The organism is Bradyrhizobium sp. 155 (assembly GCF_023101105.1).
Classification (GTDB): domain Bacteria; phylum Pseudomonadota; class Alphaproteobacteria; order Rhizobiales; family Xanthobacteraceae; genus Bradyrhizobium; species Bradyrhizobium canariense_D.
On sequence record NZ_CP064704.1, the window covers coordinates 7,425,961 to 7,448,225 of the forward strand.

General features: G+C 65.2%; 17 protein-coding genes. 6 read left to right on the forward strand and 11 right to left on the reverse strand.

The genetic code is table 11. The features are described 5' to 3' along the window. Positions 1 to 105: 105 nt before the first annotated feature. On the reverse strand, positions 106 to 1,956 hold the full coding sequence (locus IVA93_RS35300) for a feruloyl-CoA synthase (protein ID WP_247454537.1): 1,851 nt from the start codon (positions 1,954 to 1,956) through the stop codon (positions 106 to 108). A gap of 380 nt (positions 1,957 to 2,336) precedes the next feature. Between IVA93_RS35300 and atzF the strand changes: the two genes are divergently transcribed. Next, entirely contained in the window at positions 2,337 to 4,142 is a 1,806-nt protein-coding gene (atzF, locus tag IVA93_RS35305; protein WP_018456020.1) for an allophanate hydrolase, read from the forward strand. A 110-nt stretch (positions 4,143 to 4,252) separates the two neighbouring features. Here atzF and IVA93_RS35310 read toward each other — a convergent pair whose 3' ends face one another. The 10 genes from IVA93_RS35310 to ugpB form a co-directional block, all read right to left on the reverse strand. Then, complete coding sequence (locus IVA93_RS35310; protein ID WP_018456019.1) at positions 4,253 to 4,975, reverse strand: GntR family transcriptional regulator; 723 nt, start codon at positions 4,973 to 4,975, stop codon at positions 4,253 to 4,255. A gap of 4 nt (positions 4,976 to 4,979) precedes the next feature. Beyond that, on the reverse strand, positions 4,980 to 5,372 hold the full coding sequence (gene hpxZ, locus IVA93_RS35315) for an oxalurate catabolism protein HpxZ (RefSeq protein WP_018456018.1): 393 nt from the start codon (positions 5,370 to 5,372) through the stop codon (positions 4,980 to 4,982). A 1-nt stretch (position 5,373) separates the two neighbouring features. After that, positions 5,374 to 6,771, reverse strand: coding sequence for an AtzE family amidohydrolase (locus tag IVA93_RS35320; protein ID WP_247789552.1), 1,398 nt, complete (start codon positions 6,769 to 6,771; stop codon positions 5,374 to 5,376). Positions 6,772 to 6,778: 7 nt separating this feature from the next. Next, positions 6,779 to 6,958: a DUF4089 domain-containing protein gene (locus IVA93_RS35325; RefSeq protein WP_018456016.1), complete on the reverse strand. Its 180-nt coding sequence runs from the start codon at positions 6,956 to 6,958 to the stop codon at positions 6,779 to 6,781. After that, complete coding sequence (locus IVA93_RS35330) at positions 6,958 to 8,721, reverse strand: dipeptide ABC transporter ATP-binding protein (protein ID WP_247295952.1); 1,764 nt, start codon at positions 8,719 to 8,721, stop codon at positions 6,958 to 6,960. The genes IVA93_RS35325 and IVA93_RS35330 overlap by 1 nt, the downstream gene beginning before the upstream one ends. Positions 8,722 to 8,824: 103 nt before the next feature. After that, the gene (locus IVA93_RS35335; RefSeq protein ID WP_018456014.1) at positions 8,825 to 9,724 is read right to left on the reverse strand and encodes an ABC transporter permease; all 900 of its coding nucleotides are present in this window, start codon (positions 9,722 to 9,724) and stop codon (positions 8,825 to 8,827) included. A 2-nt stretch (positions 9,725 to 9,726) separates the two neighbouring features. Further along, entirely contained in the window at positions 9,727 to 10,740 is a 1,014-nt protein-coding gene (locus IVA93_RS35340; protein WP_018456013.1) for an ABC transporter permease, read from the reverse strand. A 213-nt stretch (positions 10,741 to 10,953) separates the two neighbouring features. Then, positions 10,954 to 12,576: an ABC transporter substrate-binding protein gene (locus IVA93_RS35345; RefSeq protein ID WP_247490735.1), complete on the reverse strand. Its 1,623-nt coding sequence runs from the start codon at positions 12,574 to 12,576 to the stop codon at positions 10,954 to 10,956. 260 nt (positions 12,577 to 12,836) lie between these two features. Continuing rightward, on the reverse strand, positions 12,837 to 13,784 hold the full coding sequence (locus IVA93_RS35350; RefSeq protein WP_247338302.1) for an aminoglycoside phosphotransferase family protein: 948 nt from the start codon (positions 13,782 to 13,784) through the stop codon (positions 12,837 to 12,839). A 154-nt stretch (positions 13,785 to 13,938) separates the two neighbouring features. Next, positions 13,939 to 15,279: a sn-glycerol-3-phosphate ABC transporter substrate-binding protein UgpB gene (gene ugpB / locus IVA93_RS35355; RefSeq protein ID WP_026233069.1), complete on the reverse strand. Its 1,341-nt coding sequence runs from the start codon at positions 15,277 to 15,279 to the stop codon at positions 13,939 to 13,941. A gap of 186 nt (positions 15,280 to 15,465) precedes the next feature. Between ugpB and IVA93_RS35360 the strand changes: the two genes are divergently transcribed. The 5 genes from IVA93_RS35360 (at position 15,466) to IVA93_RS35380 (ending at position 22,027) form a co-directional block, all read left to right on the forward strand. Further along, positions 15,466 to 16,461 (forward strand): TRAP transporter substrate-binding protein, encoded by a 996-nt coding sequence (locus tag IVA93_RS35360; RefSeq protein WP_026233068.1) that lies wholly within the window; start codon positions 15,466 to 15,468, stop codon positions 16,459 to 16,461. Between the two features lie 54 nt (positions 16,462 to 16,515). Then, entirely contained in the window at positions 16,516 to 18,546 is a 2,031-nt protein-coding gene (locus tag IVA93_RS35365; RefSeq protein ID WP_018456008.1) for a sensor histidine kinase, read from the forward strand. After that, on the forward strand, positions 18,516 to 20,273 hold the full coding sequence (locus IVA93_RS35370) for an ATP-binding response regulator (RefSeq protein WP_247789554.1): 1,758 nt from the start codon (positions 18,516 to 18,518) through the stop codon (positions 20,271 to 20,273). The genes IVA93_RS35365 and IVA93_RS35370 overlap by 31 nt, the downstream gene beginning before the upstream one ends. Continuing rightward, the gene (locus tag IVA93_RS35375) at positions 20,270 to 21,004 is read left to right on the forward strand and encodes a response regulator (protein WP_018456006.1); all 735 of its coding nucleotides are present in this window, start codon (positions 20,270 to 20,272) and stop codon (positions 21,002 to 21,004) included. Before IVA93_RS35370 ends, IVA93_RS35375 begins: the two co-directional genes overlap by 4 nt. Before the next feature lie 411 nt (positions 21,005 to 21,415). After that, positions 21,416 to 22,027, forward strand: coding sequence for a sigma-70 family RNA polymerase sigma factor (locus IVA93_RS35380; protein ID WP_018456005.1), 612 nt, complete (start codon positions 21,416 to 21,418; stop codon positions 22,025 to 22,027). Positions 22,028 to 22,265 lie beyond the last annotated feature (238 nt).

Genomic DNA, 22,265 nt, shown 5'->3' on the forward strand with positions numbered 1-22,265 from the left:
CTGCTGCGCAGAGCCGGGATCCAGAGATGCCAATCACGAAGAATGGCCCCGGCTCTGCAGCGCATCACTGCGTGCTGCGCTGCGTCCGGGGCACAGGCCCAAGCGCTACAGACCGATCCACTCGCCCGGCGCATCGTCATCCAACCGCGCCACCGCATCGGCACGGCGCGTCAGCACCGCGCGCTGGTTGATGTAGCCCTTGTCGGTGATCTCGCCGCCGTCGACCGACGGCGGCTCGGCGAGCAGCAACGCGCGCGTGGCGTGGCCGGAGGAGTTGGCGCCGTGTTGCTTCAGTTTCGCCAGCCCCCGCGCGATCGCGGCTCTGATCTTCTCATGCGCGAGCACGTCGTTCACGCCTGCGGTCTCGGGCAGGCCGGCATGCGCGCGGCACGCAGCGATGTTCGGAAACACCAGGAAGCGCACCTCGTCGCCGCCATGGCCGGTGACGACGATGTCCTGCGCGAGCGGCGCCAGCGCGGCGATGCCGGCGAGGCGCAGTGTGCCGACACTGACCCAGGTGCCGGAATTGAGCTTGAAATCCTCCGCGACGCGGCCGTCAAAGAATAGGCCGCGTTCGGGCCGGTTCGCGTCGGCGAACTTCACGGCATCACCGATGAGATAAAAGCCCTCGTCGTCAAAAGCCTGCCTGGTCAGCTCCGGCGCCTTCCAATAGCCCGGCGTGACGTTGGGGCCGCGCACGCGCACCTCCAGCTTGTCGCCGGAGGTAACGAGCTTCAGTTCGGTGCCGGGAATGGGCACGCCGATATTGCCCGAGCGCTCCGCGAGGAAATGGCAGTCGGTGGCCAGCGGCGACGTCTCGGTCGAGCCCCAGGCCGAGACCATCGGCATCGCGCGGCCAATAGTCTTGACGGAGAGTTCTTCCAGCGCATCCCAGAGATTCTGCGGCAGCGCCGCACCGGCGTAGAACGCGAATTTCACCTCGCTGAAGAAGCGGCGACACAGCTCCTCGTCGCCGCGCAGCGCCGCGATCAACATGTCGAAGCCGCGCGGCACGTTGAAATAGACCGTCGGCATCACGCTTCTGAGGTTGGCGAGCGACATCGCAAACAGACCGGGCGCCGGCTTGCCGCCGTCGATATAGAGCGAGCCGCCATTGCGCAGCACGAGATTGAAATTGTGGTTCGCGCCAAACGTGTGGCTCCAGGGCAGCCAGTCGAGAATGACCAGATCGTCGCGCGCCCGTTCGAGAAAAGTCCAGGTCTGCGCCTTGGCCTGCTGGCTGGACGTCAGCATGCGCTGGGTGTTGATCACGGCTTTCGGCGTGCCGGTCGAGCCCGAAGTGAACAGGAGTTTTGCGATCGTATCGGGCGTCACCGCGGCGAAGGCCTTTGCGACGTCGGGGCTCTCGGGCGTTGCCGCGATAGTGCGAAAGGCCAGCGCATCGGCATCGTCGGCATTGCCGCTGATAATCTGCGCGCTATGCAGCGGCTTGATCGCGGCCAGCGCCGCCGCAAACGGCCTCGTCGCGGAGACATAGATCGCGGCGGGCTCAAGCAACGCGATCATGCTCTTGAGCTTGTCGAAGTCCTTTGACATCAGGGAATAGGCCGGCGAGATCGCCGCCGAGGGCACGCCGACATGCTGCGCCGCCAGTGCCAGCAGCGCATGATCGATGCTGTTGTCGGAGAGGATCGCGAGCGGGCGCTCCGCGCCGAGACCGTGCGCCAGAATCCAGGACGCCGCCGCGCGCACCTGGCGCAGCGCCTGCGCATAGGTAACGGTGCTCCATGGCGCTTCGGCACTGCTGCGCTCGGCGAGGAAAATCGCGTCGGGCCTCTGCCGCGCCCATTGCTCCAGCCAGTCGCCGACGCAGCGCGCGCCATCGCGCAGAGGCTCGGGCGAGCGCAGCACGATGCTGCCGTCGGTGCGATGCTCGGCAACGGTTCTGGGTGTCGCAAACAGGCTCGAAGCATCACCGCGTGGGGCGGCTGTCATGGTTTCCTCCTCGCCCGGAAGCCGGGACCGGTCGCAGCCTCGTCGCGGACCGCGTTGGCCAGCATGTTGGCCACGACAATTGTTGGGGCGCAAGCTGGGGCCAGGTGGGACGGCCCGCCGCCGTTCAAAGGGCTGGTCGCCGCGCATCCGCGGCATGGATTGCTGGCTGCACCTGATCTAGCTGCCTATTATTTGCGCAAATGCTCGTAACAGGGCGCTGACACGAAGGTCCGCCGGAGCTCGAAATATCCCACAAGCCACTGATCTCTCGGTAATATCCGCAGCACTTGTCCTGCCCGGATTCTGTACACAATGGCACATCGCTTGCTTCGATCGGGGTGAAGAGACGTAGCCGGAGATTTGTCGCCATGAAGGCTGAAATGGGGGCTGAGCAGCCTGAAACGGTCGCCGCGATCGTGGCCGCGCATCGCGCGGGCACGCTCACACCGGCGCAGACGGTCGCGCGCACCTATCAGCGCATCCGCGACCACAACGACCCCGCCGTCTTCATCAGCCTGCGCGACGAAAAGGACGCGATCACGGAGGCCGAGAAGCTCGCCACCAAGGACGCCGCCAGCCTGCCGCTCTATGGCGTGCCGGTCGTGGTGAAGGACAATATCGACGCGCTGGGATTTCCGACCACCGCGGCGTGCCCGGCCTTCTCGTATACCCCGACACATGATTCGACCGCGGTGCAGCGGCTGCGCGCCGCCGGCGCGATCATCATCGGCAAGACCAATCTCGACCAGTTCGCGACCGGCCTTGTCGGCGTGCGCTCGCCCCACGGCATCCCCAGAAACGCGATCCGCGAGGACCTCATTCCCGGCGGCTCGAGCTCGGGATCGGCCACCGCCGTCGGCGCCGGGCTGGTGCCACTGTCGCTCGGCACCGACACCGCCGGCTCAGGCCGCGTGCCGGCGATGCTCAACAACATCGTCGGTCTCAAGCCGAGCCTCGGCATGATTTCGACCGCTGGCCTGGTGCCGGCCTGCCGGACGCTCGACTGCATCTCGGTATTCGCTTTGACGGTCGACGACGCCGCGCTGGCGCTCTCCGTGATGGCAGGTCCCGATCAGGCAGATCCGTTCTCGCGCGACCGGCCGCTTGGCGCGATCACCCCGCTCCCGGCAAACCTGCGCCTGGGCGTGCCGCGCAGCGGACAGCTGATCTTCTTCGGCGACAAGAAGGCGGAAGCGGCTTACGCCGAGGCGCTGAAGCGCTGGACCGCGCTTGGGGCAACGCTCGTCGAATTCGACCTCGAGCCGTTCTATGAGACGGCCCGACTGCTCTACGAGGGACCGTGGGTGGCCGAGCGCTATCTCGTGATCCGCGACCTGCTCGCCTCGGCACCGGAGGCGATCCATCCCGTGACGCGCGAGATCACCGCGGCCGGTGCGCGGTTGACGGCGACGGACACCTTCTCCGCGCTCTATCGTCTGCAGGGCCTGCGCAAGATCGCCGAACGCACCTTCACCAATATCGACGCGCTGGTGCTGCCGACGGCGCCGACGGCCTATACGACCGCGCAGGTGCGGGCCAATCCGGTCGAGCTCAACAGCCGGCTCGGCACCTATACCAATTTTGTCAATCTGCTCGATCTCTGTGGTCTCGCGCTGCCGGCGGCGATGCGCGCCGACGGCATCCCGTTCGGCATCACAATTCTTGCACCCACCGGGCACGATGCGCTGCTCGCCAGCATCGGCCGCGTGTTCCATGCCGATACCAAACTGACGCTTGGCGCAAAGGGCGTCGTGCAAGCCGCGCTGGCGCCGCTTGCCGCAAGCGGCGTCGACGAGATTCCCATCGCCGTGGTCGGCGCGCATCTGTCCGGCATGGCGCTGAACGGCGAACTGAAAGCGCTGAACGGCCAGCTGATCGAGGCAACCAGGACCGCGGCGGACTACAAGCTCTACGCATTGAAGACCACGCCGCCAAAGCCGGGCATGCTGCGCGTCGAGGCCGGCAAGGGCGCGTCGATCGAGCTGGAAATCTGGTCGCTGTCGTCGTCCGCCTTCGGCAAGTTCGTCAACGCGATTCCCGCGCCGATGGCGATCGGCACGGTGCGGCTGGCCGATGGCCGCAGCGTGAAGGGATTTCTCGTCGAGCCCGAGGTGCTGGGCGAGGCTCGCGACATCACCGCGTATGGCGGCTGGCGGAAGTATATGGCGGAAGCTACGACAGCGTAGGTCTCGTAGGTGGGCAAAGCGAAACGTGCCCACCATCACCGTCAGCTTGGGGAGATGGTGGGCACGGCGCTTTGCGCCTTTGCCCACCCTACGCAACCGTGCGCGCGCCCCTAAACCGACACCGCGTAGATCTCGTACTCCCCGCGCACCAGCTCGATATGCGCGCGCATCGCGGCGGCGGCGCCCTGCTTGTCGCCGCGCATGATGGCGACGACAACGCGGTCGTGCTCGGCTTGCGACTTGGCGAGACGGCCGAGATTGCGGAACTGGGCGCGGCGAAACGGCTGTACGCGCACGCGCGTCGCCAGCGTGATCTCGGCGATGTAGCCGTTCTGCGATCCCGCATAGATCGCGTTGTGGAAGCGCTCGTTGACCTCGTGGAAGCGCTCGGGATTGCCGGCGTAGCTCAACACCCGCAGTTCTTCGTGGATGGCTTCCAGGCCGTGACGCTCAGTGGCGGACATGCGCTCGGCGGCAAGACCCGCACACAGCGCCTCAAGCTCCGCCATGGCCTCGAACATGCCCGTCAGCCGTTCGAACGAGGGCTGCGCCACCACCGCGCCGCGATGAGCGCGCGCTTCGACGAGGCCGCTTGCCACGAGCTGACGCAGGGCTTCCCGCACCGGCGTGCGCGAAACGCTGAAGCGGCGCGCGATGTCGGTCTCGTCAAGCGGCGCACCGGGTGGCAGAGCTCCGCGCACGATCTCGTCGGCGAGCTGCAGGCGCAGCTCCTCGGCGCGCGTGACCTTGTGCGCTGACGGCGCCCCCCGGTCGACACGCGGCACCGCCGGTTCGGCCGGCAGCGCTCCGGGCGGAAGATCGTCAAGCGTCATACGGTCAGGTCTCTTTCGACTCGTCGATGATGCTGACATGGGCGGCGACGACGCGCCAGCCCTCCGGGAATTTTACCCAGGTCTGCATCTGCCGGCCGACCTTGCCCGGCATCGTGTCGCGATAGAACAGGGTGGAGGCAACCGCGGTGTCGCGGCCATAGCTGGTGATCACGGTTTTCGCGGTGCGGCGATTGAGGCCGACCGCCGAGCGGCCGGCGCGAAAGCCGGAGATTGCTTCATAGCCGTAGAGGTTCTCGCCGATGCCATAGCGCAGCGTGCGGGGATCGTTGCGGAAGAGCTCGCCGAGCACGGCGACGTCGTTGGTGATCAGGGCCTGCTCATAGCGCTCGAACGCAGCTTTGACGTCTGCGATCACCTCGGGGAGATCGATCTCCATCTCAAAATCCTCTTGGGCTGGGCGCGGCGGCAACACCCATCTTCTCCAACGCGAACGCGACGCGCAGCGCGATGTCCTCGCGCCATGGCGCGGCGATGATCTGCACGCCGATCGGCAGCGGATCGAGCGGCACCGGCACGGCGACCACAGGCAGGCCGATGAACGAGATCGGCTGGGTGTGGATGCCGATATTGGCGCGCACCGGCATCTCGACGCCGCCAAGATTGAAATTGACCTGGCCGAGCTTCGGCGCGGTGCATGGCGTCGCCGGTGCGATCAGCACGTCGACGGATTTGAAAATCTCGGCGAGTTGCGCGCGATACCAGCGGCGGAATTTTTGCGCGCGGTCGACCAGCGGCGCCGGCACCATGGCGCCCGCAATCAGCCGGTCGCGCACGGCGGGATCGAAATCGTTCGGCCGCTTGCGCAGCCGATCGAGATGCAGCGAGGCGCCCTCGGTGGTGGTGATGACATAGGCCGCCGCGCGGGCGCGCGCAGCTTCGGGCACGTCCACCACGCGCGTTGCGCCCAGCGCCTTGGCGACGCGGCTGACGGCTTCGACAGCTTCCGGAAACAAATTGGTCTGGAAGTACCCGCCGGCGATCGCGATGCGCAGGTCGGACACCGGATTGGCAAGCAGCGGTGTCGTCGGCTCCAGACCACGTGTGGTGGTGCAGGCGGCATCGTCGGCATCCGGTCCCTGCATGGCGTCATAGGCCAGCGCGAGATCGGTGGCGGAGCGCGCGAACGGGCCGAGATGATCGAGGCTCGCGACGAACGGGAAAGAGCGCGCACGCGAGAGCCGGCCATAGGTCGGCTTCAGGCCGAAGATGCCGCAGAACGAGGACGGCACGCGGATCGAACCGTTGGTGTCGGAACCGAGCGCGATCGGCACCAGCGCGCCACCAACGGCGCTGCCCGAGCCGCCGGAGGAGCCGCCGCTCATCCGCGTCGTATCGTGCGGATTGCGCGAGGGACCGTCATGGACGTTCTCGCCGGTGAAGTCATAGGCGTATTCACCCATTTTGAGCGCACCGACCAGCACGGCGCCGGCCGCTTCCATGCGCTCGATCAGCGTGGCATCGCGCGTGGCGGGTGCGCGATCGCGGTTGATCTTCGAGCCTGCGCGCGTGGCGAGGCCTGCGACGTCGAACAAGTTCTTCACCGCGAACGGCACGCCGGCCAATGGGCCGACGGACTTGCCGGCGGCGATATCGGCATCGATTGCGCGCGCTTTGGCGCGGGCGCGATCGGCGGTGATGTCGGTAAACGCATTGAGGATGGTGTCGTGCTGCTTGATGCGCGCAAGCGCGGCTTCGGTCGCATCGAGCGCGGACATCTTGCGGCCCGCAACCGCGCTCGCGATCTCGGAGGCCGTCATCTCTGGCTTGGTCGTCATGGCGGCGTCAGACCGTGAACACGGGCGCCGGCTCGGTCTCGTCCGGCAGCGCGAATTCGTCGACGAGGCGGCCGAGCCGCAGCGAGACCTCGAGATTGGCGCGGATGGACGCCCTCCATGCTTCCTCGACGGGCAACGCCAACGCTTTGGTGACAGCGTCGATATAATCGTCCAACGGTTCGGCCATCACGCTCCCAAACAAGCTCTCAGTGTGCGCTCTGTCTGCAGCGGCGGATGCGGGATCGCCGTCAGCAGCTCCTTGGTGTAGTCGTCCTGCGGATCGCTCAAGACCCGCTCGGAAGATCCTTCCTCGACGATTCGACCCGACCGCATGACAATGACACGATCGCACAACAAGCGCACTACGTTCAAATCATGCGAGACGAACAGATAACTCATACCTAGTCGGGCCTTGAGGTCCTGGAGCAGATTGAGGACCACGGCCTGGACCGAAACGTCGAGCGCGGCGGTCGGCTCGTCCAGGATCACGAGTTTCGGGTGCAGGGCGATGGCGCGGGCGATGCCGACGCGGGCTTTCTGGCCGCCCGACAATTGGTGCGGGAAGCGATCCAGCAGATTGTGCGGCAGGCCCACCATGGTGGCGAGCTCCTCGCAGCGGGCGCGGAGCGCGTCGCGCCCCCTGACGTCGCCGAGCTGCATGATGGGATCGGCGATGGCACGCACGGCGGTGAAGCGCGGGTTGAGGCTGTCGGTCGGATCCTGGAACACCATCTGGATGCGGCTGCGCTGCGGCAGCCGGGCAAAGCCGGCGGGCGCGATGCCGCCGATGTCCTCGCCGTCGAACTGGATCAGCCCCGAGGTCTGATCCAGCAGCCGCATCACCATCATCGACGTGGTCGATTTGCCGCAGCCGGACTCGCCGACCAGGCCGACGCTCTCGCCGTGACCGATCGAGAAGCTGATGCCGTCGACGGCGCGGAACACGTCCGGCTCGACCGGCGGCTTGCGGCCGAACAATTTGCCGAGCGTGGCGGTGGCGCCCTGGCGGGGATATTCCTTGACCAGCTTGTCGATGAGGAGAAGGGGCTGCCCGCTCTTCCTGGCCTCGTCCTGCGAAGCCTGATGGATGGCCCGGTCAGGCCCGGCCACGACGGCTGAGCCTTCCTCCTCCGGCAACAGATCCCGCAGGCTCACGCCGAGCCGCGGCGTCGCGCGCATCAGCTTCTTGGTGTAGGGGTGCTGCGGGTTGGCGAAGATGTCGGCGGCCTTGGCGGTCTCGACCACCCTGCCCTTTTCCATCACGACGACGCGGTCGCAATAAGCAGCGGCGAGGCCGAGATCGTGCGTGATCAGGATGGTGGACATTGCCTTGCGCTTGGTCAATTCCACGATCAGATCCATCACCGCCTTCTGCGTGGTGACGTCCAATCCGGTCGTCGGCTCGTCCGCGATCAGTAGCTGCGGATTGCAGGCGAGCGCGAGCGCGATGACGACACGCTGGCACATGCCGCCTGACAATTCGAACGGATAGGCGTGATAGCGCTCGCGCGGGCGGGCGATCTTGACCTGCTCCAGCGCCTCGATCGCCTTCTCGCCGCGGTCCGAAACCATGGCCTGCTGGACATGGGTGCGCAGCACGTCCTCGATCTGGTCGCCGACCTTCCGGATCGGGTTGAGCGCGGCGCGCGGATTCTGGAAGATCATCGAGACTTCGCGACCGCGCAGATCGCGCATCTGGTCTTCGGTCGCGGCCTTGACGTCGATGCCCGAGAACATCACCGAGCCTTCGGCGATCCGCCCCGCACGGTCGAGAATGCGCATCACCGCATACGACGTCACCGATTTGCCGGAGCCGGACTCGCCGACGATCGCAAGCGTCTCGCCCTTGGCGACGGAAATGTTGACGTGCTGCACCGCCTTGACGATGCCGCGGCGGGTGGTGAATTCGACGGTAAGGTCCTGGACGTCGAGCAGCGGCGGGGCGGTCATGGGCACCTCCCAACTAAAAATGGCGAAAACAACCCCATGCACAGTAGAATGAGGTTGATTTCATTGGGGAATTTCGAGCGAAAAAGTACGCCTAACCCAGCCATCACGTCCTCCGCTGGGGGTCGACGATGTCGCGCAGGCCGTCGCCGAGGAGGTTGAAGCAGAACACGGCGATCATCAAAGCGAGGCCCGGGAATAGCGCGATCCACCATTCGCCTGACACCATGAAGCCGGCGCCTTCGGCGACCATGATGCCCCATTCGGCCGTCGGCGGACGGACGCCGAGGCCGATGAAGGAGAGACCGGCGGCATTGAGGATGGCGTAGCCCATGGTCAGCGACATCTGCACGATCATGATCGGCATGATGTTCGGCAGGATATGCACGAGCAGAATGCGGAATTCGCCGTTACCGGACAGACGCGCGGCCTGCACGAAGCCGGCGTTACGGCGGACATTGGCTTCGGCGCGCGCAACGCGGGCGTAGAGCGGGAAGTTCACGATGGCGGTGGCCAGGATGATGTTCTGCACGGTGTTCCCCAGCGCGGCGACGATGCCCATGGCCAGCACGAACAGCGGGAACGCCATGATGGTGTCGGCGACGCGGCCGACGATGCGATCGGTCCAGCCGCCGAAATAGCCGGCCGCGATGCCGGCGAGCCCGCCCATCAGGAACACCAGGGCGACGGAGGCGACCGCGATGAACGTATCGAGCCGCGTCGCCACCACGACCCGGCTGAAGATGTCACGGCCCAATTGATCGGTGCCGAACCAGTGCGCGGCCGACGGTGGCTTCAGCGACGCCACGGTGTCGGACGCCAGCGGGTCATACGGCACCACATAGGGGCCGAAGATCGCGGCAAGGAGGATCACGATCAGCAGCGCGAATGCAAAGCCGGTGACCTTGTTCTCGCCGAGCACGTAGCGGGTCTGGTCGAGGAGCGCGACGAGACCCGACGTGCGCGCGGGGCCGACGGGTTCAACAGCAGGCGCAACGGTGCTCATGATTAGCCCTCCAACCGCACGCGCGGGTCGATCACGCCATAGAGAATGTCGATCACGAGATTGAGCAGCACGTACATCACCGCCATGGTCAGCACGAACCCCTGCACCGGCGCGAAGTCCGACGAGATCAGCGCTTCGACGGCGTAAGAGCCGATGCCTGGCCAGGCGAACACTTTCTCCACCAGCACGTTGGCGCCGAGCAGGAACGAGAACACCATGCTCAGCGTGGTGATGACGGGGAGCATCGCGTTGCGGAAGGCGTAGGTGACGATGACGGTCGCCGGCGACAGGCCGCTGGCACGCGCGGTGCGCACGAATTCGGAGGACAGCACCGCCAGCATCGAGGCGCGCGTCATGCGCGCGATCGGCGCCAGCGAGAAGATCGCAAGCGTCGTCGCCGGCAGGATGAGCTGGCTGCATGCCGAACGGAACGCCTCGAAGTCGCGCGCGATCAGGGTGTCGATCAGATAGAAGCCGGTCACTGTCGGCGGCGCGCTGTAGAACACATCGAGCCGGCCGAGCGGCGCGGGCGACCAGCCGAGCCGGAAATAGAACACATAGACCAGCACCAGACCTGTGAAGAACACCGGCAGCGAGACGCCGGCCGTCGTCGTCACACGGCAGAGATGGTCGACCCATGAGCCCGGCCGCGTCGCCGCCAGCACGCCGAGCGGAATCGCGATCACGACCGAGACGATGAGGCCGAGCAGCGTCAGCTCGGCGGAGGCCGGCAGGCGGTTGCGGATCTCGGCTGCGACCGGCTGGCCGGTCGTGAGCGAGTTGCCGAAATCGCCATGGGCGAGATCGTTGGTGTAGCGAAAGAACTGCTCGATCAGCGGCTTGTCGAGGCCGAGTTTTTTCCGGATCTGCTCGACGGCTTCTTTCGTTGCGGCGGGGCCGGCGAAATACGCCGCGGGATCACCGGGCAATGCGCGGGTCAGCAGGAAGGTGACGATGACGACCCCGATCAGCGAAGGAATCGCGAACATCAGGCGCTTGCCGATCATGGTCAGCATGGCGACTTCCTCTTGCGCGTTGAATGAACCCGACACGCGGCCACTCGCTCCGCTGCGTTCCCTCCCCCCTTGTGGGGGAGGGCTAGGGAGGGGGGTGGCTCCGGGAGAGATCGGAGTTTGTGGCTACCCCTCTCCCCACCCCTCCCCCACAAGGGGGGAGGGAGCCTGAAAAGCGTGCTCACCTCACTGCGAAGGACAGCGCCCGCCATCCCCTTACCCCTTCGCCATCGCGCGATAATCCAGCCTCCGGTGGAACCAGTATTGGTAGCCGCTGATGTTCTTCTGCATCGCGACGTTGACGAACGGCTGGTACAGCGGGATGCGCGGGATGTCGCTGTAGGCGAGCTCGACGAAGCCCTTCACGTCGGTGTCGTAGGTCGCGGTGTCGCCGGTCGCGGCGGCCGCGCGTGCGCCGTCGATCAGCTTGTCCATCTCCGCCGACTTGTAGCTCATGGTGTTGAAGACGGAATTATTGCCGTGATAGCACCAGTAGAAGAAGTATTCGGGGTAATCGAGCCAGCCCGAGAATACGTTGGTGAAGAGCGGCATTTCCTTCTTGTTCAATTCGGTGCGCCAGTTGGCGCCGGGCACCTTGTTGATGGTGGTCTTGATGCCGATCTGGGCCAGGCTCTCCTGCACCAGCACGCAGAGCGGCTCGTTGACGCCGGCGAAGTTGAGGTCGAACGAGATCGTGGTCTCGAAGCCGTTCGGGTAGCCGGCCTCGGCCAGCAGCGCCTTCGCCTTGTCCATGTCGGTGTTGTATTTGTGCGGCTGCGGCCAGGCGACTTCGGTTGGCTTGTCCTTGGGCGCGCCGAACATCGGGTTAGCCAGCCCGAACATCACCGCGTCCATGATCTTCTGATAGGGAATCGCGCAGGCGACCGCCTGACGTACCTTGGGATTGTCGAACGGCGGCTTGGTCACGTTCATGCCGATATACTGGATGCCGTTGGAGAACGGCAGCGACACCACGTTGAGCTTGCCGCTCGCCTTCATCTCCTGGAAATCCTTGAACGGCAGCTCATAGGAGATGTCGGCGTCGCCGCGCTCCAGCAGCGCGCGGCGATTGCCGGCCTGCGGCACCATGCGCCAGATCACGCGCTTGATCTTCGGCAGCGGGCCGCCGACCCAATCGTCGTTGCGCTCCATCACCACTTCGGTGCCGGCGGTCCACTTCGTCACCTTGTAGGCGCCGGAGCCCGCGGTCTGCTGCTTGGTGAATTCGAGTCCCCAGGGATCCTTCTCGCTGGCGTTCTTCTTCACCAGCTCGGAATTGATGATGCAGGGCACGATCACCGCGAGATCGGGGATCGTCAGCTTGTCCTTCTTCAGGAAGTCGACACGTACCGTGTAGTCGTCGATCACGACGAACTGCTCGGGTTTCGTGAGCGAGCCCGCGCTCATCTGGAAGGTGGGGAATCCGCCGACGCTGACGGCTCGGTCGAGCGACCACTTCACGTCCTTGGCGGTCACAGGCGCGCCGTCGTGGAATTTGGCGTTCTTCTTCAGCTTGAAGGTGACCGACCTGTCGTCGATCTTGAAGTCCTCGGCGAGTTCGCCCTTGAACTTGTCGCGGTCGTAATAGGGCACGCCGCCGGGGCCGGTCTTCATCTCGTGGCTGAGCAGGCGGTCGTAGCAATTCCAGGACACCTCATAGCCGGGCACGTTGGTGCCGACGCCGTGGATATCGAGATTGTTGGGGCCGCCTTCCGAGACGATCAGCAGCGTCTCCGAGCGCGCATCGGCCTTGGCCGACGAGATCACGGACGGCATGGCCGGAAGCGCCGCGCCTGCGGCCAATCCGGAAACGGACTTGAGGAAATCGCGGCGCTTCATGGAATGGCTCCAACACAAAAGTTTTCTGGTTGGAACTGGATTCGCAAGGTTCGTGCCAAGGCTTAAGCAAGGATTAAACCAGCATAAGCCTATGAAATGTTTATAGGAAAAGGCTGCTATCCGGGCCGTCGATCAGAAGCCAAGCCGTCGGACATTGCATACAAACAGGTATATTTGCCTAAAAAATATGCTTCGAGAATACCAGCCTATTGCGTGAGCGCGTCTCGCCCCTAGGTGGCGCGGCTATCGATCGCGGCCCGTCACCCCGGCCAGATCAGTTCCTGAAGTTCGACCAGATCATCCGCCTGCTCCTGCCAGCCCTCGATGCAGATGTGGCTGTTGAGGTCGCTGGCGCGATGCAGCAGCATCAGGGCCATCAGCCGTCGCTTGAGCGCGAAGTCGAGCTTCGCATAGCCAAAGCCTTCGAGCAGGTTGCGCACCCTGCCCGGCCGGCCCGCTGCCATGAAGGCGCTAGGGCCGAGCAGATCGTAGTCCCGCCATCCCGCCAGCACGTCGCCGAAGTCGAACAGGCCGGCGAGAGACCATTGATCGTCGTGGCGGGCGAGCAGGAAGTTCTCCGGAATGTATTCGCCGATCAGGATCACCGGCGACGCATCCATCGGAATGAGCGCGGCCGCATCACGCAGGAGATCGTCGAGGCCGGCGAGGAATTTCGGCGCCAGGCCGAGACGCGTGTGCCGCGCCTTGCAGCCCTGCATCTGGGCCCGCATGAAGTCGTCCCAGCGCGGCTGGATCTGCGCGAGTGAGCCGAGCGGCGCGCGCTGCACGGCGGCGATGGTCTCGCCGATCTGTCGCAGCACGCGCTCCTTCTGCGCTTCCGGCAACGACGGCCAGACCTCCGAGCCGAGCGTGCCGGCAAGGCGCGTGATGATCAGATAAGGCCAGCCGTCGCGCTCGCCTTCCGCGACGATCTCGGGAATTGGCAAGTCAATGCGACCGGCAAGCTGGGCCAGCGAGCCGTGCTCGGAGACGAACTGCGCGCGGAGCAGCGGCGGGAAGATTTTCAGGATCAGGCGATCGCCGAGCCCGACCACGAGATTGGTGCCGGTGGCAAACACGTGCGGCGCGCTGGCATCGAGATCGTGGCTGCGGGCGATGTCGAGTGCGATCGGCAGCCATCGCGGAGGGTCGGCGCGAAAGGCGCGAAAGCTTGCCGCGTCGGCGAGGTGGGGGAGTGGCATCGACATCGTAACCTAACGGCTGTTGAGCTCGTCATGCCCGGGCTTGTCCCGGGCATCCACGTTCTTCGTGCTGCGGCCAAGGCGTGGATGGCCGGGACAAGCCCGGCCATGACGCTGTGGAACGGCCTTGCGCCTTAACGCCGAGCTACCATCCCTCCCCCTACCTATCCGGGCTGGCGCGCTCGAACTGGCGCAGGATCTTGTTGCCGCGTTCGACCGCAGCATCGAGCGCGGCTTGCGCGCTCTTGCGGCCGGCAAAGGCCTGCTCCAGCTCGTCCTCGATCGCGCCGCGGATCAGCACGAAGGAGCCGAGCCGGATGCCCTTTGAATTCTCCGTCGGCGGATGCAGCGTGATCTCTTCGAACGACATCGCCGAGCCCGGATTGCGCTCGTAAAAACCTTGCGCGCGCGTCAGCTCGAAGGCGGCGCGGGTGACAGGCAGATAGCCGGTGTTCTGGTGCCAGGCGGCCTGCACGCCGGGCTGCGACAGATAGGCGAAGAATCGTGCCACGCCTTTGTATTCCTCGCGCGGACGGTCGCGCAGCACCCACAGCGTGGCGCCACCGATGATCGAATTCTGCGGCGCACCCTTCACGTCGGGCCAATACGGCATCATGCCGTAGCCAATCTCGAACTTCGAATTCGCCTTGATGTCGGCGCGCGTCGCCGAGGAGCCGATGAAGATGCCGCATTCGCCGTTCTGGAAGCGCGGCTCGGCCGACTGGCCGCGGCCGCTATAGTCGAACACTTTCGTTTTCTGCCACTCGCTGAGCTCGGAGACGTGACGCACGAGAGACGGATTGTTGATGGTCAGCTCGGCATCCAACGCGGCAAAGCCGTTCGCCCGCGTTGCCAGCGGCAGATTGTGGAAGGCTGAAAAATTCTCGACATGGATCCAGGACGGCCAGGAGGTGGTGAAGCCGCACACCGCGCCGCGATCGCGCAGGCGTTTTGCAGCAGCGCCAAGCTCCGGCCAGGTCTTCGGCGGCGCCTCCGGATCGAGCCCTGCGTCGCGGAACATGGTCTTGTTGTAATAAAGAATCGGCGTCGACGAATTGAAAGGGAAGGACAAGAGATTGCCGGCCGCATCGGTGTAGTAGCCGGAGACCGCGGGAAGGTAGTCATTGAGCGAGAACGGCTCCTTCATGTCCCGCATCAGGCTGAACACGGGATAGATCGCGCCCTTGGCCGCGGTCATGGTGGCGGTGGCGACCTCGTTGACCTGGACGATCGCGGGCTGGCTGCGCGAGCGGAAGGCGAAGATCGCGGCCGTCACCGTCTCGGTGTAACTGCCCTTGTAAGTTGGCACCACGCGATAATCCGGCTGCGAGGCGTTGAAGTCGGAGGCGAGCTTTTCCAGTTGCCGGCCGAGTTCGCCGGACATGGCGTGCCACCACGCGATGTCGGTCGCGGCACGCACCGGCGCGGCCAAGGAGAGCGCCGCAAAGGCGGCGACGACCTGCAAAAGGCGCGATGCTGAAGTCACGATGGCTCTTTCCATGCCGCACCGACGAAAGCGGCTGCCCCTGCTTAAGGCGCGGCATTTGCGGTTTCAACCGGGAATGAGCCCCGGCCGCGCCGCACAATCACGTCGAGGCGCCCGGCGGGATGGCCTTCCCACGACCATCTGCTAGATTGCATTGAACCTTTTCCTCCCGCCATAGACTCCACCACTGAGGGGTTGAGTGTGCCAGTGTTGAACCGTGCCGAACGCACGCGGACCGGGGTGGTTTTCGTCGCGCTTTTGATCGCCCTCTGCGCGACGGGAGCTGCTGCGCGTGAGTTCCGCGCCGCCGACACCCAGACCGAGGATTATCCGACCGTGCAGGCGCTGCGCTACATGGGCGCCCTGATCGCCGAGCGCAGCGGCGGTCGGCACGAGGTCAAGGTCTTCCACTCCCGCCAACTCGGCGAGGAGAAGGAGACCATCGAGCAGACCCGGGTCGGTGCGATCGATCTCAACCGGACCAATGTGGCGCTGATCGGCAATTTCGTTCCGGCGATGAACGTGCTGGCGATGCCGTTCCTGTTCCGGTCCATCGAGCACATGCAGAAGGTGCTGGACGGGCCGATCGGCAGCGAGATCCTCGGCAGCTTCGAGCCCTACGGCTTCGTTGGCCTCGCCTTCTACGATTCCGGCGCGCGATCGATCTACAACGGCGCCCGCCCGGTCAGAAACGTCGCGGACCTCAAGGGATTGCGGATCCGGGTGCAGCAGTCGGAGTTGATGAGCCAGATGATCCGCGCGCTCGGCGCGGAGCCGGTCGAGATGCCCTATGGGCAGGTGCTTGCCGGGCTTGCCAACCACCTGATCGACGGCGCCGAGAACAACTGGCCATCCTACGTGACGACGGACCATTACAAACATGCCGGCTATCTCGCCCTCACCGAGCACACCATGAGCCCCGAAGTGCTGGTGATTTCGCTGAAGGCCTGGAAAAGCCTGTCGGCCGACGAGCAAACCATCTTCAGGGAAGCCGCACAGCGCTCCAGCCGCTTCATGCGCGAGAAATGGCGCGACCTGGAGGAGCAGTCGCAGCGCAAGGCGGAAGCAGCGGGCGTCACCATCGTCAGGGATATCGACCGCAAGCCGTTCGAAGACGCGATGGTCGCGATCTACGCCAAGGCCGGGCAGGATCCGGCCGCGGCCGCGCTGATCGAACGCATTCGCAAGGTGGAGTGAGGCCTCTTGCCCGGGCTTGGACACAGCGAGCATGCAGACAGGTCGCCCGGCCCGATGGGGCGGCTGCGCGCGCGGCTGGTCGGCGTGCTCCGGGCGGTGCCGATCCGTTGGCGCATCCTGTCGATCGCGGCGCTGAACTCCGCCGTGGTCATCGTGCTGGTCGGGCTGATCTGGAACGGCTCGCAGGTGCTCGGCTCGGCCTGGGACGACGTGCGCCAGGTGCGCGAATCCGACCGGATTCTGGCGCTGCTCGAAAGCGAGACCGGGCGGCTGCACAATCTGATCCACCGCTACATCAACCAGCCGAGCCCCGACCTGTTCGCCGAGATCCTGCTGCTGCGCGAGGCGGTGCTGGGGACGCTGACCAATCGCGCCGCCAAGGACCCGATGCTGTCGGGCTCGGTCGAGGAGCTGGAGCGCACCACCGACCGCTTCCTCAACGGCTTCGGCGAGCTGCGCGGCGTGCAGGCCACCATCGCGAAGACCTACGAGGATCAGGTGCAGGGACCGGCCAGGGACATGGCCGGCCTTTACTCCATCATCGAAGGCGCCACCGGCCATCGCGACGCGCTGATCTGGCCTTCGCTGGGCAAGTCGCGCGAGGCCTTCACCGCGATGCTGGTCGCGGCCAATTCCTACTATCTGTCGCTGTCATCGGGTGCGGCCGACGACGCCCGCCGCAACACCGAGACCATCGAGAAGACCATCCCCGTGATGATCGATCTCGCCGACAACGACCTCCAGCGCATGGCGCTGCGACGACTCGCCGCCCGGACCGCCGCGCTGCGCGAGGGTTTTGCAAAGCTCTCCGAGCAGCTCACGAACCGTACCGAGCTGCTGCGCAACACCATCGACGCCAACCAGGCCGAGGCGATCGGCGCCATCGACGATCTCTCCACCAAGATGCGCCAGCGCGAGCAAAAGGCGCAGGAGACGTTCGACCGCACGCTGGCGGACATTTCCCGTCGCGTTCTCTCCATCGCCGTGATCTTCCTCGGCATCATCCTCACCGCCGGCGTGCTGATCGCGCTGTCGATCCGGCTGCCGCTGCAGCAGATCATGGCGGCGATGCGCGCGATCACGCTCGGCGACCTCGGCCGCGAGGTGCAGGGCACGCGCGCGCGCGACGAGGTCGGAGCCATGGCGCGCGCGGTGGAAGTGTTCCGCGAGAACGCCATCGCGAAGCGCCAGACCGAGGACGAGCTGCGCGCGTCCAAGGAGAAGGCCGAAAGCGCGCTGCTCGAGCTCAACGCCGCGCAGCAGAATCTGATCGATGCCGAGAGGCTCGCAGCCCTCGGCGGCCTCGTCGCCGGCGTCGCGCACGAGGTCAACAACCCGATCGGCATCAGCCTCACCGTTGCGTCGAGCTTTGCCCGGCGCACCGAAATCTTCGAGGCCCAGCTCAAGGGCGACGGCGGCCTGCGCCGCTCGCAGCTGGAAGAATTCGTGCAGTCCTCGCGCGACGCCTCGCAGCAGCTCGTCGCCAATCTCCAGCGCGCCGGCGAGCTGATCCAGTCGTTCAAGCAGGTCGCGGTCGACCGCTCCCATGCCGAGCGGCGACAGTTCTCACTGAGCGAAGCCACCGAGCAGATCATCGCGAGCCTGCGGCCGGTGTTGAAGCGGTCGCCGATCACGCTCCATGTCGACATGCCCGAGGGGCTGCTGCTCGACGGCTATCCCGGCTCCTACGGCCAGATCCTGACCAATTTGTTCCTCAACGCCGCCAACCACGCCTTTGCCGACGGCCGCGCCGGCACGATCACGATCTCGGCGCGGCCGCGCGGGGCCGACGACGTCGAGATCATCTTCACCGATGACGGGGCCGGCATGACCTCCGACGTGCAGCGCCAGGCCTTTGACCCATTCTTTACCACCAGGCGCAATGAAGGTGGCACGGGACTCGGCCTCCATATCGTCTATAACCTCGTCACCCAGCAGCTCGGCGGTCGCATGATGCTGGAATCCAAGCTGGGACAAGGCACTACTTTTCGCATTATCATGCCCCGGGTCGCCAAGGGCGGCGGGCAAAGCACAGAGACTGACGGGACTTCTCAATGGCCGAACAGGACGATGTCCTCCACCTGATCGACGACACCGGTACCGCATCGGAGGATGTTGACGCCCGGAAATGGAAGATCGCCGTCATCGACGACGATCCGGCCGTGCATGACGGTACGCGTTTTGCGCTCTCGGACTATTCCCTCAACGGCCAGGGCCTGGAGATCCTCTCCGCCCATTCCGCGGCCGAAGGTCGCAAGCTGATGGCCGCGCACAACGACATCGCCGCCGTGCTGCTCGACGTCATCATGGAGACGGACGTCGCCGGCCTCGAGCTGGTCGAGTACATCCGCAACGAGCTCAAGAACGAGACCGTGCGCATCATCCTGCGCACCGGACAGCCCGGTCAAGCGCCTGAACGGCGCGTGATCGTGCAGTACGACATCAACGACTACAAAGCGAAGACCGAGCTCACCGCCGACAAGCTGTTCACCTCGCTGACCGCGGCGCTGCGCTCCTACCAGCAGCTCGAGCGCATGCTGCAGACAAGGCGCGGGCTCGAGATCATCATCGACGCGGCTTCGACGCTGTACGATTTCAAGTCGATGCAGCGGCTCGCCGAGGGCGTACTGACCCAGCTTGCCTCGCTGCTCAACGTCGATTGCGCCGGTATCCTGGTTTTGCGCGACAATGGCGGCATCGACCCCGAGCTCTCGGTGCTCGCCGGCAGCGGCTGCTACAGCCGCTTCATCGGCACCACCTCGTCGAAGGCGCTCGACCCCGATCTGCGCGCGATGGTGGAAGCCGCGTTCCAGGGCCGCAAGAACGAATTCGCCGACCACCGCAGCGTGATCTATTTGCGCACCGGAAGCGGCCGCGAGGTCGTGGTGCTGCTGCAGGCCGAGCGCGAGCTGTCCGAGACCGACCGCTCGCTGGTCGAGATCTTCTCCAGCCGGCTCTCGATCGCCTTCGACAACGTCATCCTCTACCAGCAGCTCCAGGCCGCCAACACCCAGCTGGAAGACCGCGTCGCCCAGCGCACCCGCGCGCTGATGCAGGCCAACCGCCGCCTCTCGGCGCAATGGCTGCGGCTGCAACGCGCCAACGGCTTCAAGAACGAAATCCTCGGTACCGTTGCCCACGATCTGAAGAATCCGCTCGGCGTCATCCTCGGCCGCACCGAGATGCTGAAGGAGTTGATCTCGACCGGCGCGTCGTCAGGCGGCGTCGTGGCCCAGGTCGATCACATCCGCGATGCGACCAAGCGCCTGACCACGATGGTCGATCATCTGATCTCGGATGCGATGGCCGATGCCTTCGACATCACCATCCGCCGCGAGCCCGTCGACGTCGCGGCCCTGGTCAAGGAGGTCGCCGAGGCCAACCAGCCGCTCGCCGTCAACAAGCAGCAGGCGATCAGCGTCACCGCGCCCGTCAACGTCGTCACCATGTGCGACACCGACCGCATTCGCGAGGCAATCGACAATCTGATCAGCAACGCCATCAAATACTCACCGATCGGCGGCAAGATCGGCGTCGTCGTCAGCCATGAGGGCGGCGACACCATCGTCCGCGTCAGCGACGAGGGCGCCGGCCTGTCGCCGGAGGATCTCGGCCGCCTGTTCGGCCGGTTCCAGCGGCTGTCGGCAAAACCGACCGCCGGCGAGAGCTCGACCGGGCTTGGGTTGTCCATCGTCAAGCGTATTATCGACATGCACGGCGGCGAGGTGACCGCCGAGAGCGAGGGCCCCGGCAAGGGCTCGACCTTCACCATCACCCTCCCCGCGACCGACTTCGTGATCTCAGGACCATGACCCAAAGCCAGCACATCATGATCGTCGACGACGAGGCCCCGGCCCGGGAGATGGTCGGCGATTACCTCAAGATGCACGGCTTCACCGTGACGCTGTGCGACGGCGGTAAGTCGTTGCGCACGGCGATCGACGGCAGCATGCCCGACCTCGTCGTGCTCGACCTCAACATGCCGGAGGAAGACGGGCTCTCGATCATCCGCGACCTCAAGAGCCGCATCAACGTGCCGGTGATCATGCTGACGGCGACGGCAAGCCCGATCGACCGCGTCGTCGGCCTCGAGCTCGGCGCCGACGATTACGTGGCCAAGCCGTGCGAGCTGCGTGAGCTGATGGCACGCATCCGCTCGGTGCTGCGCCGGAGCGCGCCGGCGAAAGCCGTGGCGGACGCGGCGGCTGCGAAATCGGACAAGGAGCAATTGGTACGGTTCGGGACCAAGTGGCTCGATCTCGAAGCGCAGGCCTTGCGCGATGACGAGGGCAACGAGCACCCGCTGACCGCATCCGAGTTCGGGCTCTTGAAAGTGTTCGCGGCCAATCCGAAGCGCGTGCTGTCGCGCGAGCGCCTGCTGGAATTGGCCAATGCCCGCGACGCCGAAGCCTTCGACCGCGCCGTCGACCTGCGCATCATGCGCATCCGCCGCAAGATCGAGCCCGATCCGGCAAAACCCGCCGTGATCCGCACCATCCGCGGCGGCGGCTATTTGTTCTCGCCGGCGGGTGAGAAGGCGTAGGGGCTCCATTGTCGTCCTGGCGAACGCCAGGACCCATTACCCCAGGCAGAGATTGTGGCGCGAGCTGGCAACCACACGTCTCCGCAAAACGTCTCCCTGGGGTAATGGGTCCTGCATCGGCGCTCGCTTTGCTCGCTTGTCCAGGACGACACGGGGAGTGCGAACGCAAAAGCCCGAAATACGTTCCCGGCGCCTCCGCTGGCGGCCTAATCCCCACCCCCGTATTTTCCGTACCTTGAAATTCCACGCTTTTTTGCCCCGAATGTTTCGTCGCGGCTAATTCGACGAAACAATTTGTCGGCGCACGAAACCATTTTCCGCTTTTCGTGCAGACGTCCCGAAACGTTGGCTCATTAACACTTTGGTCCAAGGAAACGCCGCTCGGTTGCGGCGCTACGGGGAGCCAAGTCAATGCCGAACGTCATCGCCATCAACGCCCAAGCCAGCCAGAGCATCATTGCCGCTCAGGCGACCTCGGACGACATGCTTCTCGAAAGCATTGCCGACGGCAACCGGACGTCCATGCACATCCTTTATTGCCGGCACAATGTGCGCGTCTACCGCTTCATCCTGCGGATCGTGCGCGACGCGACTACGGCGGAAGACCTGGTGAGCCAGGTGTTTCTGGACGTGTGGCGGACCGCCGGCCAATTCCAGGGCCGCTCGCAGGTTTCGACCTGGCTGCTCTCGATCGCCCGCTTCAAGGCGCTGACTGCGATGCGCCAGCGCCGCTTCGAGGACATCGACCAGGAAGACGTGCGCCAGATCGCCGATGGTTGCGACACGCCGGAGACCTCGCTCGACCGCAGCGACACCAGCGCCATCCTGCGCGCCTGCGTCCAGAAGCTGTCGCCCGCGCATCGCGAGATCATCACGCTGGTCTACTACCACGAGAAGTCGGTGGAGGAGGTCGGCCAGATCATCGGCATCCCGCAGAGCACGGTGAAGACCCGGATGTTCTACGCCCGCAAGCAACTGGCCGAATTGCTTAAGGGCTGTGGCGTCGAGCGCTTCGCCGCCTGAAATTCAGATATTTCAATGGGATAGGCCATTGGCTTTGGCCCTATCTCGGACACGGAAGTGTTACCGCCGACGAAACAATTGAAACAAAGCACAACATCAGGCGGAAAAACTTCCCTCCTATAAAGCTCACATACGGTTTCGTTAAACCTCCCAAGACCTCCAACGACCCGGACGGGATGCCCCCCTCCGGGTCGTTTTGTGTTTGGAGCAGACAGCTGCGGCAGCAGCACTCCCGTCA

Excerpts from the sequence above, each read along its gene's own strand:
- IVA93_RS35365 (WP_018456008.1), top strand. The coding sequence starts at position 16,516 with ATGGGGCGGCTGCGCGCGCGGCTGGTCGGCGTGCTCCGGGCGGTGCCG.
- IVA93_RS35370 (WP_247789554.1), top strand. The coding sequence starts at position 18,516 with ATGGCCGAACAGGACGATGTCCTCCACCTGATCGACGACACCGGTACC.
- IVA93_RS35375 (WP_018456006.1), top strand. The coding sequence starts at position 20,270 with ATGACCCAAAGCCAGCACATCATGATCGTCGACGACGAGGCCCCGGCC.
- IVA93_RS35325 (WP_018456016.1), bottom strand. The coding sequence starts at position 6,958 with ATGGCCGAACCGTTGGACGATTATATCGACGCTGTCACCAAAGCGTTG.
- ugpB (WP_026233069.1), bottom strand. The coding sequence starts at position 15,279 with ATGGAAAGAGCCATCGTGACTTCAGCATCGCGCCTTTTGCAGGTCGTC.
- IVA93_RS35335 (WP_018456014.1), bottom strand. The coding sequence starts at position 9,724 with ATGAGCACCGTTGCGCCTGCTGTTGAACCCGTCGGCCCCGCGCGCACG.
- IVA93_RS35345 (WP_247490735.1), bottom strand. The coding sequence starts at position 12,576 with ATGAAGCGCCGCGATTTCCTCAAGTCCGTTTCCGGATTGGCCGCAGGC.
- IVA93_RS35310 (WP_018456019.1), bottom strand. The coding sequence starts at position 4,975 with ATGACGCTTGACGATCTTCCGCCCGGAGCGCTGCCGGCCGAACCGGCG.
- IVA93_RS35380 (WP_018456005.1), top strand. The coding sequence starts at position 21,416 with ATGCCGAACGTCATCGCCATCAACGCCCAAGCCAGCCAGAGCATCATT.
- IVA93_RS35320 (WP_247789552.1), bottom strand. The coding sequence starts at position 6,771 with ATGACGACCAAGCCAGAGATGACGGCCTCCGAGATCGCGAGCGCGGTT.
- IVA93_RS35340 (WP_018456013.1), bottom strand. The coding sequence starts at position 10,740 with ATGCTGACCATGATCGGCAAGCGCCTGATGTTCGCGATTCCTTCGCTG.
- IVA93_RS35300 (WP_247454537.1), bottom strand. The coding sequence starts at position 1,956 with ATGACAGCCGCCCCACGCGGTGATGCTTCGAGCCTGTTTGCGACACCC.
- hpxZ (WP_018456018.1), bottom strand. The coding sequence starts at position 5,372 with ATGGAGATCGATCTCCCCGAGGTGATCGCAGACGTCAAAGCTGCGTTC.
- IVA93_RS35350 (WP_247338302.1), bottom strand. The coding sequence starts at position 13,784 with ATGTCGATGCCACTCCCCCACCTCGCCGACGCGGCAAGCTTTCGCGCC.
- atzF (WP_018456020.1), top strand. The coding sequence starts at position 2,337 with ATGGGGGCTGAGCAGCCTGAAACGGTCGCCGCGATCGTGGCCGCGCAT.
- IVA93_RS35330 (WP_247295952.1), bottom strand. The coding sequence starts at position 8,721 with ATGACCGCCCCGCCGCTGCTCGACGTCCAGGACCTTACCGTCGAATTC.